The following is a 15,029-nucleotide window of genomic DNA, read 5'->3' on the forward strand; positions in this document are numbered from 1 at the left end:
CCGAGCGCCAGCAGGGCCACGGTGGCCCCGAGCAGCAGGGCCGTCGCCAGCAGGGTCCGCCAGCGGCGGCCCTCCATGTTGAGGATGAAGTCGAGCAGGCGGCGCATGCGGTTGGAAGTATCATCCGGCGCGGGCGGCGGCGAGGCGCCTGTTACGCTGGCGGCCTCAAGGCGGCGGGCCGCCCCTCGGTGTCGACCGCCACCATGACGAACTCGGCGACGGCCGACCTTCGCCGGTCGCCCGTCAACAGCCCCTCGGCCCACAGTTCCACCCCGACCGTAATGGAACTGCGTCCGGCGCGCGTCACCCGCGAGGCCAGTTCGACCATGTCGCCGCCTCTGATCAGGGTGGTGAAGTCAATCCGGTGCGTCGCGGCCATGACCACAACCGCTCTGGAATACCGCGTCGCGCTGACGAAGGCGGCCTTGCCCATCAGCTTAAGGGCGTCGCCGCCGAACAGGGCGCCATAGTGGTTGGTCGTGCCGGGGAAGACCATTTCCGCGGTCCGCAGCCAGCCATCGACCGATTCCGCCGGTTCGGCCGGGGCGTCCATCGCCTTCGCATCGCCCTCGCCGCGCAACGCGACCATGTTGAATACCCCGCGCGTGCAGAGCCGGCGCTCGCCCGTCAGCAGGGCCTCGGCGTGGAGTTCGACCTCCACGCCGAGCGACGAACGGCCCACGCGGACCACCCGCCCGATCGCCTCGACCATTTCGCCGATTCGGGCCGGGGCGGCGAAGTCGATCTGTTCGCACCCCGCCGTCACCACGGTCCGCCGGGCGTGCCGGCTGGCCGCCAGAAAGGCGACCTTGTCCAGATGCGCCAGGCCGACGCCGCCGAACAGGGTCCCGTGGTGGTTGGCGTCCCCGGGAAAGACCATGTCGATCAGGCGCAGGCTCATCCCCGCGCGCGCCGGGCGGCCGCGACCATGTTGACCAGCGCCGCCTCCGTCTCGGGCCATTTGCGGGTCTTCAGGCCGCAGTCCGGGTTTACCCACAGCTGGTCGGCGGGCAGCTTCCCGGCGGCGGCGCGCAGCAGGTCGCTCATCTCCGCAACCGCCGGGACGCGGGGCGAATGGATGTCGTAGACCCCAGGCCCGATCTCCGCCGGATAGCGATAGCCGGCGAAGGCGTCGAGCAGCTCCATCCTCGACCGCGCCGTCTCGATCGAGATGACGTCAGCGTCCATCGCACCGATGGACCGTATGATGTCATTGAACTCCGAATAGCACATGTGGGTGTGCACCTGGGTCTCGTCGCGGACGCCCGAGGCGGTGACGCGGAAGCACTCCACGGCCCAGTCCAGATAGACCTGCCAGTCGCCGCACCGCAGCGGCAGGCCTTCGCGCAGGGCCGCCTCGTCGATCTGGATGATCGGGGCTCCGGCGACTTCCAGATCGACCACCTCGTCGCGGATGGCGAAGGCGATCTGGCGGCAGGTTTCGCTGCGCGGCTGGTCGTCGCGCACGAAGGACCAGTTCAGTATGGTCACCGGCCCGGTCAGCATGCCCTTCATCGGCTTGTCGGTCAGGGACTGGGCGTAGCGCCACCACTCGACCGTCATCGGCGCCGGACGGGACACGTCACCATAGATGATCGGGGGGCGAACGCAGCGCGAGCCATAGGACTGGACCCAGGCGGCCCTGGTGAAGGCGAAACCCGACAGCTGCTCCCCGAAATACTGCACCATGTCATTCCGCTCGAATTCGCCATGGACCAGGACATCCAAGCCGATGTCCTCCTGCCATTTCACGGTCCGGGCGGTTTCCTCGCGCAGGAAGGTCTCATAGGCCGCGTCGTCGATGACGCCCTTGCCGTGGTCGGCGCGCGCCTTTCGCACCTCCGGAGTCTGGGGGAAGGAGCCGATGGTAGTGGTCGGCCAGGCCGGCAGCTTCAGACGCGCCCGCTGCGCCATGCGGCGGATCTCGAACGAGCCGCTGCGCCGGGCGAGCGCGGGGTCCCGATCCGCGGCCCGCGCCTGGACCGCCGCATCATTGACGCGGGGCGAGATACGTCGTGAGGCCACCGCGGCGGACGAGGCGTCAAGCGCCTCGCGCACGCTGGCGCGGCCCTCGTTCAGCGCCCGGGCCAGGGTCGCCAGCTCGGCGATCTTCTGAACGGCGAAAGCCAGCCAGTTCCGGATTTCGGGGTCCAGCGCGGATTCCCGGTCCAGGTCGATCGGCGTGTGCAACAGGGAGCAGGACGGGGCGAGGATGACGTCGCGGCCCGAGGCGACGACCGGTTCGATGTAGTCGAGGATGGCGTTCAGATCAGCTTTCCAGACGTTGCGTCCGTCGATCACGCCCAGGGACAGGACCAGATCGGGCCGGGCGCCAGCGACGACCGCCTCGAGCTGTTCCGGCGCGCGGACAAGATCGACGTGCAGGCCGTGGACCGGCAGGGCCAGGGCGGTCGAGAGGTTGTCGCCCAAGGCGCCGAACCAGGTGGTCAGCATCAGCCGGATCGGCGGCGTCACCTCGCTGAGCACCGCATAGGCCAGGGCGAAGGCGTCGCGAGCGGCGTCGGTCAGGTCCAGCACGAGGCAGGGTTCGTCGATCTGGACCCAGGTGACTCCGGCGCGCGCGAGGGACCGCAGCACCTCGGCGTAGACCGGTAGCAACTTCGGCAGCAGGGCGAGGGGATCGAAGTCGCCGTCGCGGGCCTTGCCCAGCAGCAGATAGCTGACCGGCCCGAGCAGGACGGGCCGGGTGTCGACGCCGAGAACCTTCGCCTCGAGATATTCGTGCAAGGCCTTGGTGGAGCCCAGCCGGAAGTCCTGATCGACCGTGAACTCCGGCACGAGGTAGTGGTAGTTGGTGTCGAACCACTTGGTCATCTCGGCGGCGGGCACGCCCTCCCCGCCCTCGTGGACATGGCCGTGCTCACAGGTTTCGGCGGTCCCGCCCTGGGCGCCGCGGGCCATGGCGAAATAGGTGTCGAGCCCGACGCGTTCTTCATCCCAGCCGTAGATCGCCGGCACGGCGCCGACCATGGCGCTGGTGTCGAGCACGTGATCGTAGAGCGAGAAGTCGTTGGACGGGATGATGTCGGCGCCGAGCTCATGCTGGCGCGTCCAGGTCCGGCCGCGCAGGTCGGTGGCGACGGACAGCAGGGCCTTGGCGTCGATCTTGCCCGACCAGTGCGCCTCCAGCGCCGTCTTCAGCTCCCGCTTCGGGCCGATGCGGGGGAAGCCGAGCGTGGCGACGCGAACAAGAGCCTTGTCGGAGTTTGTACCGGTCATCTGGGTCTCTGCCGCTTGCTGTGGCGAGACAGCGGACAGGGACGCGCGAACGCTCGCGCGGGTTCCGTCGCGGCGCTCATGCGACCTGACCGGACACCCCGCCGGAGGACGTTATCTGTCGGGGCAGGTCTCCTGGCTTACGGGTCACGGCTTCCGGTCCGGCCTTCCCGACGCACGGATGCGTCAGTGACAAGAGATGGACCTTCGGCTCGCCGCTTACAGTTGCGGGGGCAGCGCCGGCGTCTAACCGGCTTCCCTCTTAGCTGCGCACCGCCCGAAGACGACGCGCAGACCACGACAGCCTCATGAGAGGCGGATTGGAGGCCGAAGTCAACAATCACATAAAGATATCCTTATATGATTTCGTCGATAGCCTGACATTTGATCCCCCTTTCGCAACTGCGTAAGGATCGCGCCGCCGTTTCCGGGAGTCGCCATGTCCAGCCTGCAGTCCGCCGCCCTCGCCCGCGTCAAGCCGTCCGCCACCCTGGCGGTGACCGCCCGGGCCCGCGAGCTCAAGCGCGAGGGGCGCGACGTCATCGGCCTGGGGGCCGGCGAGCCGGATTTCGACACGCCGGACAACATCAAGGATGCGGCGATCGCGGCGATCCGCCGGGGCGAGACCAAATACACCGACGTCGACGGCATCCCCGAGCTGAAGGCGGCCGTGGCGGCCAAGTTCGCGCGCGAGAACGGCCTGTCGTACGAGACGAATCAGGTCCACGTCGCTCCGGGCGGCAAGACGGTGATCTACAACGCCCTGGTCGCCACCCTGTCGCCCGGCGACGAGGTCATCGTGCCGGCCCCCTACTGGGTCAGCTATCCCGACATGGTGCTGCTGGCCGGCGGCGAGCCGGTGCGGGTGGTCGGCCACGAGGCCGACGGCTTCAAGCTGAAGCCCGAGGCGCTGGAGGCCGCGATCACGCCCAGAACGAAGTGGCTGATCCTCAACTCGCCGTCCAATCCGACCGGCGCGGCCTATGCCGGCGTCGAGCTGGAGGCGCTGGCCGCCGTGCTGCGCCGCCACCCGCAGGTCTGGGTGCTGACCGACGATATGTACGAGCATCTGATCTACGGCGATTTCGACTACAGGACGATCGCCCAGGTGGCGCCGGACCTGTACGACCGGACGCTGACGGTCAACGGGGTGTCGAAGGCCTATGCGATGACCGGCTGGCGCATCGGCTATGGGGCCGGGCCGAAGCCGCTGATCGACCTGATGCGCAAGGTGGCCAGCCAGACGACCTCCAACCCCGCCTCGATCAGCCAGTGGGCGGCGGTCGAGGCCCTGAACGGGCCGCAGGACTTCATCGCCGAACGGGCCAGGCATTTCGAGGCGCGCCGCGACCTGGTGGTGTCGATGCTGAACCAGGCGGCTGGCGTCCGCTGCGCCACGCCGGAGGGGGCCTTCTACGTCTACCCGTCGATCGAGGGGCTGATCGGCAAGCGCACCGAAGGCGGGACGGTGATCGACGGGGACGACGCCTTCGCCGCCGAACTGCTGGACGCCGAGGGCGTGGCGGTGGTGCAGGGCTCGGCCTTCGGGCTGAGCCCCTATTTCCGGATCAGCTATGCGACGTCGGAGAGCGTGCTGGAGGCGGCGTGCGCGCGCATCCAGCGGTTCTGCGCGGGGCTGCGCTAGTCACGTTTGAATTGCGAACCAGGGAGGTTTAAGTTGAATAAGCAAGTTGCGAGGCTGCGCGATGGAACTACATTTGGCGTCTAACCGACCCCATGAGGGGTTCGCCGGCAGGCTTGATCAAGCCTGCGACAAAGCCGGTGTCCCGGCTCGTAATCACGGGCGTTTGCGGTGGATTCGGGATGGATTGGCCCGTCGCTTCGACGAAGCCATCACTGTCGAGAGCGTACGCAAATGGCTGGCCGGTGAGGCACTCCCCCGCCCGAAAAAATTGAAGAAGCTGGCTGAGCTTCTCGGCGTAGATGAGGGGTGGCTCTATTCCGGAATGAGGAAAGGCGTGGAAGAGGAGGCGGCGACCTTCGATCGCCGGCAACCGCAAGCCGAACCGGGTAATCGTGGCCAATTGTTCCTTGACCGCATCCTGCAAAGGTTCGCCGGGACAGTGACCATCATGCCCGGCGTCGATCTGACCGACCCTACATGGGAGGAGTGGGACGACGGGCGTGAGTGACCGACCGATACTGCTGGATACCTGCGCCGCGCTCTGGCTTACAGCCGGCAAGTTGAAGGCTAGAGCCTTGAGTGAGCTGAGATCGGCGCGTTCTGCCGGGACCGCGGTTTGCGTGTCCCCCATCACGGCCTGGGAAGTGGGCACCCTGATCGCCAAACGTCGGGTCGTCCTTGCGATGCCGACCCTGGTCTGGTTCGAGGGGTTGGTGGAATTGGATGTTGATCGAGCCGAGCTTTCGCCCGCTATCCTGGTTGCCGCCACGGAACTGGAGGCACCCGGTCTGCGCGACCCTGCGGACCGAATCGTCGCTGCAACGGCGCGAGCGTTCAACTATCGGCTCATGACGCGCGACCGGCCTTTGCTGGACTTTGCGGCAACCGGCCAGATGTCGGCCATCGCCTGTTGAGCCTTGCTCACGCCGCCCGGCTGACCGCGAAGTCGGCCAGCTGCTCCAGCGCGCCGCGCCATGGCCCGGCCGGCAGCGGCTTCAGCGCCTCCTGGGCGGCGGCGGCGTAGTCCCAGGCGATGTCGAGGGTGGCGCCGATGGCGCCCGTACCGACGATCAGTTCGCGGGCGCGCCGGAAGTCGTCGCCGGAGCGCTGGCCGCGGTTGATGGTGCGCTCCCAGAAGCCGTCCTCCCGGCCGCGCGTCCGGGCCACGGCGAGCAGCAGCGGCAGGGTCACCTTGCCCTCGTGGAAGTCGTCGCCGGCGTTCTTGCCCAGGGTGGCCGAGGCGCCGCCGTAGTCGAGCGCGTCGTCGGCCAGCTGGAAGGCGATGCCGAGGTTGAGGCCGTAGGCGCGCAGGGCCCGCACCGCCGCCTCGTCGGCCCCGGCCCCGACCGCGCCGGCCTCGGCGGCGGCGGCGAACAGCTCGGCGGTCTTGGCCGAGATGATGCGCAGATAGGTGTCCTGGTCCAGGTTCAGGTCGTGGGCGCGGGTCAGCTGCAGCACCTCGCCCTCGGAGATGACGCCGGAGGCGGTGGCGAGGATGCCGAGGGCGCGCATCTGGCCGGTCTCGACCATCAGCTCGAAGGCGCGGGCGAACAGGAAGTCGCCGACCAGCACGCTGGACGGCGCGCCCCAGATCAGGTGGGCGGCGGTCTTGCCGCGGCGCAGGTTGGAGCCGTCGACGACGTCGTCGTGCAGCAGGGTGGCGGTGTGGATGAACTCGACCGCCGCGGCCAGCCTGCGCGAGGCGCCGATGTCGTCGGCCGCCCCGGAGGCCCGGGCCGCGGCCACGGTCAGCAGCGGGCGCAGGCGTTTGCCGCCGGCCGAGACCAGATGCTCGGCCAGCAGCGGAATCACCGGCACCTGCGACTGCATGCGCTCGACGATCAGGGCGTCGACGGCGGCCATGTCGCCCTTCGCCAGCCGCACCAGCGGCTCTACGTCTCCCTTGGGGCGGGACTCGGCGACGGTGACAGCATCCAACGGAGAACTCATGGGCACGGCGCGCAGGGGAGGATCACGCCTGAAAATCCAGCCGCCGCTTGCAGGGCGGCGATGCGGCGCACAATGGTGATCGGGCCATGAAGGGTCAAGCCGCGTGACCGTCGCACCGTCTCCGTTCACGGACGTGGAAATCGTCGAGAACGCCCTGCTCGGCGGCCGCGTCCGGCTGCGCCAGCCGGCCCGGGGCTATCGCGCCGGCCTGGACGCGGCCCTGCTGGCCGCGACGGCGGGGGTGGAGGCCGGGGAGCGGGTGATCGAGGCCGGCTGCGGCGCGGGCGCGGTGCTGATGCAGATGGCCGCGCGGCACCCCGGCGCGGCCCTGACCGGGGTGGAGCGCGACCCGGCCATGGCGGCGCTGGCGCGGGAGAATGCGGCGCTGAACGGGGCCGGGGCGACGATCCTGACCGGCGACGTGGCGGCGGGCTTCCGGGCGCTCGGGCTGGAGCCTTTCGACCGGGCGGTGGCCAACCCGCCGTTCTTCGACGACCCCGGCGCATTGCGGGCCCCGGCCGAGGGCAAGCTGGGGGCGTGGATGGCCGACGACGGTCTGGCCGCCTGGACCCGCTTCCTGCTCAAGGCGGTGCGCGAGGGCGGGCGCATCGTGGTCATTCACCGCGCCGACCGGCTGGCCGACCTGCTGGCCCTGCTGGGGGAAAAGGCGGGATCCTTCGCTATCCGCCCGGTCCATCCGTATGCGGACGAACCGGCCAAACGGGTGCTGGTGCAGGCGATCAGGACCGGCAAGGCGCCGCTGCGCCTGCTGCCGCCGCTGATCCTGCACGACCGCGCCGGCGGCCGGCACACGCCTGGAGCCGAGGCGATCCTGCGGGGCGAGGCGGCGCTGCCTTTCTGAACCCCCCCGCCTGCGCTAGACAGCCGCCATGTCCCTGCGCCCGCTGTTCGTCACCCAGGTCTATGAGGCGTCGCTGACGGGGGCGGCGGGGTTTTCCGCCTTCAACGAGGCGCTGGCCGGGGCCTGCCGGATGCTGGCGGCCGAGGACCAGGCCGGGCGGATGTGGTGCCGCGAGCACGGCTATCGCGGCTACACCTCCTACGGCTCGCTGACCGACCTGCCCCAGCGCCTGCCCGAATTCGCCGAGCTGAAGCGCCATCTGGACCGCCACGCCCTGGCCTATGCCCGCGCGCTCAATTTCGACCTCGCCCGGCGTCCGCGGCTGGACAATCTGTGGGTCAACATCCTCAAGCCCGGCGGCGGCCACAGCGGCCACATCCATCCGCACGCCTTTCTCAGCGGCACGGTCTATGTCGAGACGCCCGCGGGCGCCTCGGCCCTGAAGCTGGAGGATCCGCGCCTGCCGATGATGATGGCCCGGCCGGCCGTCCACAGCGATGCGCCGGAGGCCGAACGGACCTTCGTCTATCTGGCCCCGAAGCCCGGCACGGTGCTGATCTGGGAGAGCTGGCTGCGCCATGAGGTGCCGCCGAACGCCGCCAAGGGCGAGCGGATTTCGGTCAGCTTCAACTACGCCTGAGCCGGCCGTTAACGCTGCCGGTTAAGGCGAGGCAAACGATGATCGGGCACTATCCGTCGGGCCCGCCCCTGGGCCAGCCCATGCGACCGACCGCCATGTTCCTGCCCCGCGCCACAGGCGTGATCCTGCTCCTCTACAGCGGCTTTCACATGACGCTGGGCCTGTGGGTGCCCCAATTCCCCTGGCTGATGACCGGGGCCCTGCTCGTCATCGGCGCGATCGCCCTGATCGCCTGCCGGCCGTGGTCGCGGGTGGTGGTCTACGCCGCCGCGCTGGCGGCGGCGGCGGTCGGCCTGATCGGACAGGTCGACGCCGCCGGGACCGCCCGCACCGACATCCCGCTGGCGGTGGTCATCTGGAGCCTGTGGACCTCGCTGTGGCTGGCCGTGGCCTATGTCGGCGGACGCTATCTGCCGGAGCCGGACTCCGCCCCGGCCTGACCGGTCGGCTCAGCGGCCGGCCCGCTCGACCAGCTGGATGATCTCGGCCGCCTTGCGCCGCTGTTCCTCGACGTCGCCGGAGACGATGGCGTCCTCGATGCAGTGGTTCAGATGGCCCTTCAGCATCTCGCTCTCGAAGCGGCCGAGGGCGGCGCGGACGGCGCGCACCTGGGTCAGCACGTCGATGCAGTAGCGCCCCTCCTCGACCATCCGGCCAACGCCCCTCACCTGCCCCTCGATACGGTTCAGACGGTTCAGCAGCCTCGGCTTGTCGTGATGGTCCATTGACGCCCTCCCGCCGGCGCAGCAATACCCCCATGGGGTAATTTGCACAATACCCTGTGCGGGTATAGGTGAGGGCCCGGAGAGATCACCCCATGTCGAACGCGCCAAGCTGCTGTTCCAGCCGCCCGGCCGCCCCCGGGCCCGGCGGGACGGTCGATCCGGTCTGCGGGATGGCCGTCGACCCGGCCGCCACGCCCCATCGCGCGACCCATGCGGACGAGGACTTCCACTTCTGCTCGGCCGGCTGCCGGACGAAATTCCTGGCCGGGCCCGAGCGATATCTGAACACCGGGGCGCAGGCGCCGCAGGCCGCCGCCCCCGGCGCCGTCTACACCTGCCCGATGCACCCCGAGGTGCGCCAGGTCGGGCCGGGCGCCTGCCCCAAATGCGGCATGGCGCTGGAGCCGGAAGACACGACCGCCGAGGCCGGGCCGAACCCCGAGATCGCCGATTTCACCCGCCGCCTGCGGGTCGCCGCCGCCCTGACCCTGCCGCTGATCGCCCTCGAGATGGGCCCCCACCTGACCGGCCTCCGCCTGCCGGTCCCGGCCGGCTGGAACGGCTGGATCCAGTTCGCCCTGGCGACGCCGGTGGTGCTGTGGGCCGGATGGCCCTTCATCGAGCGGGGCTGGGCGTCGGTCCGGACCTGGAACCTGAACATGTTCACCCTGATCGGCCTCGGGACGGTGGTGGCCTGGGCCTTCAGCGCGGTGGCCGTCGTCGCGCCGGGGCTGATCCCGGCGGCGTTCCGCAGCGAACACGGCGAGCCGCCGCTGTATTTCGAGGCGGCGGCGGTGATCGTCACCCTGGTGCTGGTCGGCCAGCTTCTGGAGCTGCGCGCCCGCGAGCGGACCTCGGACGCCATCCGCGCCCTGCTGGACCTGACGCCGAAGCGGGCCCTGCGGGTGCGGGCCGACGGCGCCGACGAGGAAATCCCCGTCGAGCACATCGCCGTCGGCGACCGGCTGCGGGTCCGGCCGGGCGAGAAGATCCCCGTCGACGGCGTGCTGGTCGACGGCCGGGCGGCGGTGGACGAGGCGCTGGTCACCGGCGAGTCCATGCCGGTGACCAAACAGACGGGCGACGCCGTGGTGGCGGGCAGTCTGAACTCGACCGGCTCCTTCGTGATGCGGGCCGACCGGGTCGGGGCCGACACCCTGCTGGCCCAGATCGTCCAGCTGGTCGCCAGGGCCCAGCGCAGCCGGGCGCCGATCCAGCGGCTGGCCGACCGGGTGGCCGGCTGGTTCGTGCCGGGGGTGGTCGCCGTGGCCGTGACCGCCTTCGTCGCCTGGTCGCTGGCCGGGCCCGAGCCGCGGCTGGCCTACGCCTTCGTGGCCGCCGTCAGTGTACTGATCATCGCCTGCCCCTGCGCCCTGGGGCTGGCCACCCCCATCTCGATCATGGTCGGGGTCGGCCGGGGAGCCCAGGCCGGGGTGCTGATCCGCGACGCCGAGGCGCTGGAACGGTTCGGCGAGGTCGACACCCTGGTGGTCGACAAGACCGGGACCCTGACCGAGGGCCGCCCGGCGCTGACGGCCGTCCACGCCGCGCAGGGGTTCAGGGACGACGACCTGCTGCGCCTCGCCGCCGGGCTGGAGCGGTCCAGCGAACACCCGCTGGCCCGGGCCCTGGTGCGGGCGGCGGAGGCGCGGGGGCTCGTCCTGTCGACGGCCGGGGATTTCGACAGCCCGGTCGGCCGCGGCGTGGTCGGGACCATCGAGGGCCGCCGGGTGCGGATCGGCTCGCCCGCCTATCTGCGCGACAACGGCGTCGACGCCACGCTCCTGGCGGCGGCCGTCGACGCCCTGCGCCGCGACGGGGCGACGGTGATCTTCATGGCCGTGGACGGGGTGCTGGCCGGCGCCTTCGGCATCGCCGACCCGATCAAGCCGACCAGCCGGGCGGCGGTGGAGGCCCTGCACGCCCAGGGGCTGAAGCTGGTCATGCTGACCGGCGACAATGCGGTCACCGCCCGCGCCGTGGCGGCCCAGCTGGGCATCGACTCGGTCGAGGCCGACGTCTCGCCGGCCGACAAGGCCGCCGTGGTCGAACGCCTGCGCGCCGGGGGCCGGGTCGTGGCCATGGCCGGCGACGGGGTCAACGACGCCCCGGCCCTGGCCGCCGCCGACGTCGGGGTGGCCATGGGGGCCGGCGCCGACGTGGCCATCGAGAGCGCCGGCGTGACCCTGCTGTCCGGCGACCTGAACGGCATCGTCCGGGCGCTGAGGCTGTCGAAGGCGACGGTGCGCAACATCCGGCAGAATCTGTGGTTCGCCTTCGGCTACAACGCCCTCGGCGTGCCGCTGGCGGCGGGCGTGCTGTATCCGGCCTTCGGCCTGCTGCTGTCGCCGATGATCGCCGCCCTGGCCATGTCGCTGTCCTCGGTGAGCGTGATTTCCAACGCCCTGAGGCTGAGGGGCCTGCGGCTGTAGCCATCAATCCGCCGCCGTCGGCCTTCAGGGATTTGCCCTGACGGCGCGCGGTCGCTACACCCCGCGCCAACCTCCCCTCACTTCCGGACGACAGGGCGCACCGCACCTCATGGCGCAGCAATATATTTTCCAGATGCAGGGTCTGACCAAGACCTTTCCCGGCGGCAAGAAGATCTTCGAGAATATCTGGCTGAGCTTCTACAACGACGCCAAGATCGGCGTCGTCGGGGTCAACGGCTCGGGCAAGTCGACCCTGCTGAAGATCATGGCGGGCCTCGACACCGAGTTCTCGGGCGAGGCGCGGGCCGCCGACGGGGTCAAGCGCGGCTATCTGGAGCAGGAGCCGCAGCTCGACCCGGCCCTGACCGTGCGCGAGAACGTCGAGGCCTGGTGCGAGGAGAAGCAGTGGGTCAACCGCTTCAACGCCATCGCCATGGAGATGGCCGAGGCATACACCGACGAGCTGATGGCCGAGATGACGGCCCTGCAGGAAAAGATCGACGCCGGCGACGTCTGGGACATCGACGCCCGCATCGAGATGGCCATGGACGCCCTGCGCTGCCCGCCCGACGACTGGGAGACCACCAACCTGTCCGGGGGCGAGAAGCGCCGCGTGGCCCTGGCCCGGCTGCTGCTCAGCAAGCCGGACATGCTGCTGCTGGACGAGCCGACCAACCACCTGGACGCCGAGTCGGTGGCCTGGCTGCAGCACCACCTGGAGGCCTTCCCCGGCTGCGTCATCCTGGTGACCCACGACCGCTACTTCCTCGACCTGGTGACCAAATGGACGCTGGAGCTGGACCGCGGCAAGGGCCACCCGCACGAGGGCAACTATTCCAGCTGGCTGGAGGCCAAGACGAAGCGGGTGGTGCAGGAACAGTCGGAGTCCGAAGCCCGCCAGCGCGCCCTGACCCGCGAGCTGGAATGGGTCCGCAGCGGCGCCAAGGCCCGCCAGGCCAAGTCCAAGGCCCGTCTGGCCGCCTATGAGCGGATGGTGGACGAGCAGGAGTCGATGCGCGGGGCCCAGACCCACGCGGTGATCCAGATCCCGCCCGGCCCGCGCCTCGGCAATGTCGTGCTGGAGGTCGAGAACCTCGAGAAGGCCTATGGCGACAAGATCCTGTTCAACGGCCTGAGCTTCCGGCTGCCGCCCAACGGCATCGTCGGCGTCATCGGCCCCAACGGGGCCGGCAAGTCGACCCTGTTCCGCCTGATCACCGGCCAGGAACAACCGGACGGCGGCACGATCCGCGTCGGCGAGACGGTCAAGCTGGCCTATGTCGACCAGAGCCGCGACGACCTCGAGCCCGACAAGACCATCTGGGAAGTCATCTCGGGCGGCACCGATGTGATGATGGTCGGCAAGCGCGAGATCAACACCCGCGCCTATGTCGGCAGCTTCAACTTCAAGGGCGGCGACCAGCAGAAGAAGGTGGGGCAGCTCTCCGGGGGTGAACGAAATCGCGTGCACCTGGCCAAGACCCTGGCCACCGGCGGCAACCTGCTGCTGCTCGACGAACCGACCAACGACCTCGACATCGAGACCCTGCAGAACCTCGAGGAGGCGCTGGAAGGCTTCGCCGGCTGCGCCGTGGTCATCTCCCACGACCGCTGGTTCCTCGACCGTCTGGCGACGCATATCCTGGCCTTCGAGGGCGACAGCCATGTGGAATGGTTCGAGGGGAACTTTGAAGCGTACGAAGAGGACAAGAAGCGGCGTCTGGGGGTGGAGAGTCTGATCCCGCACCGGATCAGGTTCCAGAAATTTGGGCGGTAGTGTATGCTGGGGCCATGAGCGACGCCTTGCTGTCCCGCATCACCATCGAGAACGGCAAGCGCGGAGGCCGGCCGTGCATCCGCAACATGCGCATCACCGTGGGCGACATTCTCGGCTGGCTCGCCGGGGGAATGAGCGAGGCCGACATCCTCGCCGACTACGACGAGCTTGAACCCGACGACATCAAGGCCAGTCTCGCCTATGCCGCGCACGAACTCGATCATGCCTCGGTGACGGTCGCCGCTTGAGGTTTCTGATCGATCAGAACCTGCCGACGGCGCTGTTGGCGGTCCTCGGCGATATCGGCCACGAGGCCATCCACATCAAACGTCTCGGCCTCGCCACCGCGCCGGATCACGAGCTCTGGAGAAAGGCCGGCGAACTGGGCGCGGTCATGGTGAGCAAGGACAGCGACTTTCTGGCCTTCGCGTCGCGAGATCGGGCCGGGCCGGCTCTGGTGCGGCTTCGAGTCGGAAACCGGGGCAACCGCGAGCTCTACGACATCGTCCGTCGCTCCTGGCCGGGCGTCGTCGCGCGGCTGAACGAAGGCGAAACCCTCATCGAGGTCCGCGCCTGAGGCGTCGCATGCAGGCGGGCGTTCGCAGGCTGCGCCAGGGGACATCTCCCATGACCGCTGCTTCCTCGACCGCCTGGCCACCCACATCCTGGCCTTCGAGGGCGACGGCCACGCGGAATGGTTCGAGGGCAATTTCGAGGCCTATGAGGAGGACAAGAAGCGGCGTCTCGGGGTGGAGAGCCTGATCCCGCACCGGATCAGGTTCCAGAAATTTGGGCGGTGAGCCTGGACGGTGTAGACTGCGGGCCATGAGCGACGCCTTGCTGTCCCGCATCACCATCGAACCCGACAAGTGCGGTGGCCGCCCCTGCATCCGCGGCATGCGCATCCGGGTGCAGGATGTGCTCGACATGCTGGCCGGCGGCGCGTCGCACGAGGAAATCCTGGCGGACTTCCCCTATCTGGAAGCCGACGACATCCGCGCCTCTCTCGCCTATGCGGCGGCTTCGATCGGCGACACGGCCGTCATCGCCGCGTGAGATTCCTGATCGACGCCCAGCTGCCTCCGGCGCTGGCCGACTGGCTGCGTGCGCGCGGTCACAAGGCCGATCACATCCTGGAACTCGTCGGGCCCGCCGTGGACGACGCCGTGATCTGGGACATCGCCCGGCGCGACGGCCGCGTGATCGTGACCAAGGACCGCGACTTCGCGACCTGGGCGGCCACGCGTCGCGCGGGGCCACAGGTTGTCTGGATACGACTGGGCAACGCCACCCGCCGTGTTCTGGCGGAGTGGCTCGAACCGCGCTGGCCCGAGATCGAGCGACGGCTCGGCGAAGGCGTCCACCTGGTCGAGGTGGGCAGACCCTGAGCCGGCCGCGCCGTGGTCATCCCAGGATCACCAGGGCCTTCTGCATCAATTTCATGGCCGCCCCCGTTCAGAGATCGCCACTATACGGCGAATGCCCGCATCCGCCAGCCGCGCTTGCCCTGACGCCCGCGCGGCCTATCCTGCGTCCCATGACCCAGCGCCCCGCCGTCCTGATCATGCAGCGCCATCTGGCCCCCCTGACCGCCTTCCTCGAGAGCCAGTACACCGTCTACCGCTTCTGGGAGGGGCCGCCGGCGGAGGCCGAGGGGCAGATCCGCGCCCTGGTGGTGGCCGGAGAGTTCGAGCTGGACAAGGCGCTGATCGAGCGGCTGCCGAACCTGAGGCTGGTCGCCTGTTTCACCTCGGGCTACGA

General features: G+C 69.6%; 16 protein-coding genes, 2 pseudogenes and 1 riboswitch. Of the genes and pseudogenes, 14 read left to right on the forward strand and 4 right to left on the reverse strand.

The window, feature by feature from the left end; translation table 11 throughout:
- Positions 1 to 151: 151 nt before the first annotated feature.
- A complete protein-coding gene (locus tag Q0588_RS00645; RefSeq protein WP_298742825.1) occupies positions 152 to 901 on the reverse strand; it encodes an acyl-CoA thioesterase in 750 nt (249 codons plus the stop codon).
- On the reverse strand, positions 898 to 3,240 hold the full coding sequence (gene metE / locus Q0588_RS00650) for a 5-methyltetrahydropteroyltriglutamate--homocysteine S-methyltransferase (protein ID WP_298742827.1): 2,343 nt from the start codon (positions 3,238 to 3,240) through the stop codon (positions 898 to 900). Before metE ends, Q0588_RS00645 begins: the two co-directional genes overlap by 4 nt.
- Before the next feature lie 104 nt (positions 3,241 to 3,344).
- Positions 3,345 to 3,552: riboswitch (cobalamin riboswitch) on the reverse strand.
- Positions 3,553 to 3,676: 124 nt separating this feature from the next.
- On the opposite strand from metE, the gene Q0588_RS00655 reads away from it, so the two are divergent.
- From Q0588_RS00655 to Q0588_RS00665, 3 genes are all read left to right on the forward strand, one after another.
- A complete protein-coding gene (locus Q0588_RS00655; protein ID WP_298742829.1) occupies positions 3,677 to 4,882 on the forward strand; it encodes a pyridoxal phosphate-dependent aminotransferase in 1,206 nt (401 codons plus the stop codon).
- A 184-nt stretch (positions 4,883 to 5,066) separates the two neighbouring features.
- The gene (locus tag Q0588_RS00660) at positions 5,067 to 5,390 is read left to right on the forward strand and encodes a helix-turn-helix domain-containing protein (RefSeq protein ID WP_298742831.1); all 324 of its coding nucleotides are present in this window, start codon (positions 5,067 to 5,069) and stop codon (positions 5,388 to 5,390) included.
- On the forward strand, positions 5,383 to 5,796 hold the full coding sequence (locus Q0588_RS00665) for a type II toxin-antitoxin system VapC family toxin (protein WP_298742833.1): 414 nt from the start codon (positions 5,383 to 5,385) through the stop codon (positions 5,794 to 5,796). Before Q0588_RS00660 ends, Q0588_RS00665 begins: the two co-directional genes overlap by 8 nt.
- A gap of 7 nt (positions 5,797 to 5,803) precedes the next feature.
- Here the strand turns inward: Q0588_RS00665 and Q0588_RS00670 are convergent, their stop codons facing one another.
- The gene (locus tag Q0588_RS00670) at positions 5,804 to 6,745 is read right to left on the reverse strand and encodes a polyprenyl synthetase family protein (RefSeq protein ID WP_298742853.1); all 942 of its coding nucleotides are present in this window, start codon (positions 6,743 to 6,745) and stop codon (positions 5,804 to 5,806) included.
- A gap of 190 nt (positions 6,746 to 6,935) precedes the next feature.
- Here Q0588_RS00670 and Q0588_RS00675 point away from each other — a divergent pair, with 190 nt between their 5' ends.
- The 3 genes from Q0588_RS00675 (at position 6,936) to Q0588_RS00685 (ending at position 8,774) form a co-directional block, all read left to right on the forward strand.
- Positions 6,936 to 7,694 (forward strand): methyltransferase, encoded by a 759-nt coding sequence (locus tag Q0588_RS00675; protein WP_298742834.1) that lies wholly within the window; start codon positions 6,936 to 6,938, stop codon positions 7,692 to 7,694.
- 28 nt (positions 7,695 to 7,722) lie between these two features.
- The gene (locus Q0588_RS00680; protein WP_298742836.1) at positions 7,723 to 8,334 is read left to right on the forward strand and encodes a TIGR02466 family protein; all 612 of its coding nucleotides are present in this window, start codon (positions 7,723 to 7,725) and stop codon (positions 8,332 to 8,334) included.
- Between the two features lie 80 nt (positions 8,335 to 8,414).
- Positions 8,415 to 8,774 (forward strand): hypothetical protein, encoded by a 360-nt coding sequence (locus tag Q0588_RS00685; protein WP_298742837.1) that lies wholly within the window; start codon positions 8,415 to 8,417, stop codon positions 8,772 to 8,774.
- Positions 8,775 to 8,783: 9 nt separating this feature from the next.
- Here the strand turns inward: Q0588_RS00685 and Q0588_RS00690 are convergent, their stop codons facing one another.
- Positions 8,784 to 9,059 carry a metal-sensitive transcriptional regulator gene (locus tag Q0588_RS00690; RefSeq protein ID WP_298742839.1) on the reverse strand — a complete coding sequence of 92 codons (276 nt, stop codon included), beginning with the start codon at positions 9,057 to 9,059 and terminating at the stop codon, positions 8,784 to 8,786.
- 92 nt (positions 9,060 to 9,151) lie between these two features.
- Here Q0588_RS00690 and Q0588_RS00695 point away from each other — a divergent pair, with 92 nt between their 5' ends.
- From Q0588_RS00695 to Q0588_RS00730, 8 genes and pseudogenes are all read left to right on the forward strand, one after another.
- Positions 9,152 to 11,491, forward strand: a complete 2,340-nt coding sequence (locus Q0588_RS00695) for a heavy metal translocating P-type ATPase (protein ID WP_298742841.1) — start codon at positions 9,152 to 9,154, stop codon at positions 11,489 to 11,491.
- Between the two features lie 109 nt (positions 11,492 to 11,600).
- The gene (gene ettA / locus Q0588_RS00700; RefSeq protein ID WP_298742843.1) at positions 11,601 to 13,268 is read left to right on the forward strand and encodes an energy-dependent translational throttle protein EttA; all 1,668 of its coding nucleotides are present in this window, start codon (positions 11,601 to 11,603) and stop codon (positions 13,266 to 13,268) included.
- Positions 13,269 to 13,282: 14 nt separating this feature from the next.
- Positions 13,283 to 13,516: a DUF433 domain-containing protein gene (locus Q0588_RS00705; protein WP_298742845.1), complete on the forward strand. Its 234-nt coding sequence runs from the start codon at positions 13,283 to 13,285 to the stop codon at positions 13,514 to 13,516.
- On the forward strand, positions 13,513 to 13,845 hold the full coding sequence (locus Q0588_RS00710; protein WP_298742847.1) for a DUF5615 family PIN-like protein: 333 nt from the start codon (positions 13,513 to 13,515) through the stop codon (positions 13,843 to 13,845). Before Q0588_RS00705 ends, Q0588_RS00710 begins: the two co-directional genes overlap by 4 nt.
- A 21-nt stretch (positions 13,846 to 13,866) precedes the next feature.
- A pseudogene (locus tag Q0588_RS00715) lies at positions 13,867 to 14,068 on the forward strand (energy-dependent translational throttle protein EttA); the annotation flags it as partial.
- A gap of 25 nt (positions 14,069 to 14,093) precedes the next feature.
- Positions 14,094 to 14,324 carry a DUF433 domain-containing protein gene (locus tag Q0588_RS00720; protein WP_298742849.1) on the forward strand — a complete coding sequence of 77 codons (231 nt, stop codon included), beginning with the start codon at positions 14,094 to 14,096 and terminating at the stop codon, positions 14,322 to 14,324.
- Positions 14,321 to 14,656, forward strand: a complete 336-nt coding sequence (locus Q0588_RS00725; protein WP_298742851.1) for a DUF5615 family PIN-like protein — start codon at positions 14,321 to 14,323, stop codon at positions 14,654 to 14,656. Before Q0588_RS00720 ends, Q0588_RS00725 begins: the two co-directional genes overlap by 4 nt.
- A gap of 149 nt (positions 14,657 to 14,805) precedes the next feature.
- Positions 14,806 to 15,029: pseudogene (locus tag Q0588_RS00730) on the forward strand (2-hydroxyacid dehydrogenase); the annotation flags it as partial.

It is taken from the genome of uncultured Brevundimonas sp., from assembly GCF_937870815.1.
GTDB lineage: Bacteria > Pseudomonadota > Alphaproteobacteria > Caulobacterales > Caulobacteraceae > Brevundimonas.

What these genes read in the sequence shown, in the direction of transcription:
- Q0588_RS00645 (WP_298742825.1), bottom strand. Translation starts at nt 901, where the DNA reads ATGAGCCTGCGCCTGATCGACATGGTCTTTCCCGGGGACGCCAACCAC.
- metE (WP_298742827.1), bottom strand. Translation starts at nt 3,240, where the DNA reads ATGACCGGTACAAACTCCGACAAGGCTCTTGTTCGCGTCGCCACGCTC.
- Q0588_RS00655 (WP_298742829.1), top strand. Translation starts at nt 3,677, where the DNA reads ATGTCCAGCCTGCAGTCCGCCGCCCTCGCCCGCGTCAAGCCGTCCGCC.
- Q0588_RS00670 (WP_298742853.1), bottom strand. Translation starts at nt 6,745, where the DNA reads ATGGCCGCCGTCGACGCCCTGATCGTCGAGCGCATGCAGTCGCAGGTG.
- Q0588_RS00680 (WP_298742836.1), top strand. Translation starts at nt 7,723, where the DNA reads ATGTCCCTGCGCCCGCTGTTCGTCACCCAGGTCTATGAGGCGTCGCTG.
- Q0588_RS00685 (WP_298742837.1), top strand. Translation starts at nt 8,415, where the DNA reads ATGCGACCGACCGCCATGTTCCTGCCCCGCGCCACAGGCGTGATCCTG.
- Q0588_RS00690 (WP_298742839.1), bottom strand. Translation starts at nt 9,059, where the DNA reads ATGGACCATCACGACAAGCCGAGGCTGCTGAACCGTCTGAACCGTATC.
- Q0588_RS00695 (WP_298742841.1), top strand. Translation starts at nt 9,152, where the DNA reads ATGTCGAACGCGCCAAGCTGCTGTTCCAGCCGCCCGGCCGCCCCCGGG.
- ettA (WP_298742843.1), top strand. Translation starts at nt 11,601, where the DNA reads ATGGCGCAGCAATATATTTTCCAGATGCAGGGTCTGACCAAGACCTTT.
- Q0588_RS00705 (WP_298742845.1), top strand. Translation starts at nt 13,283, where the DNA reads ATGAGCGACGCCTTGCTGTCCCGCATCACCATCGAGAACGGCAAGCGC.
- Q0588_RS00720 (WP_298742849.1), top strand. Translation starts at nt 14,094, where the DNA reads ATGAGCGACGCCTTGCTGTCCCGCATCACCATCGAACCCGACAAGTGC.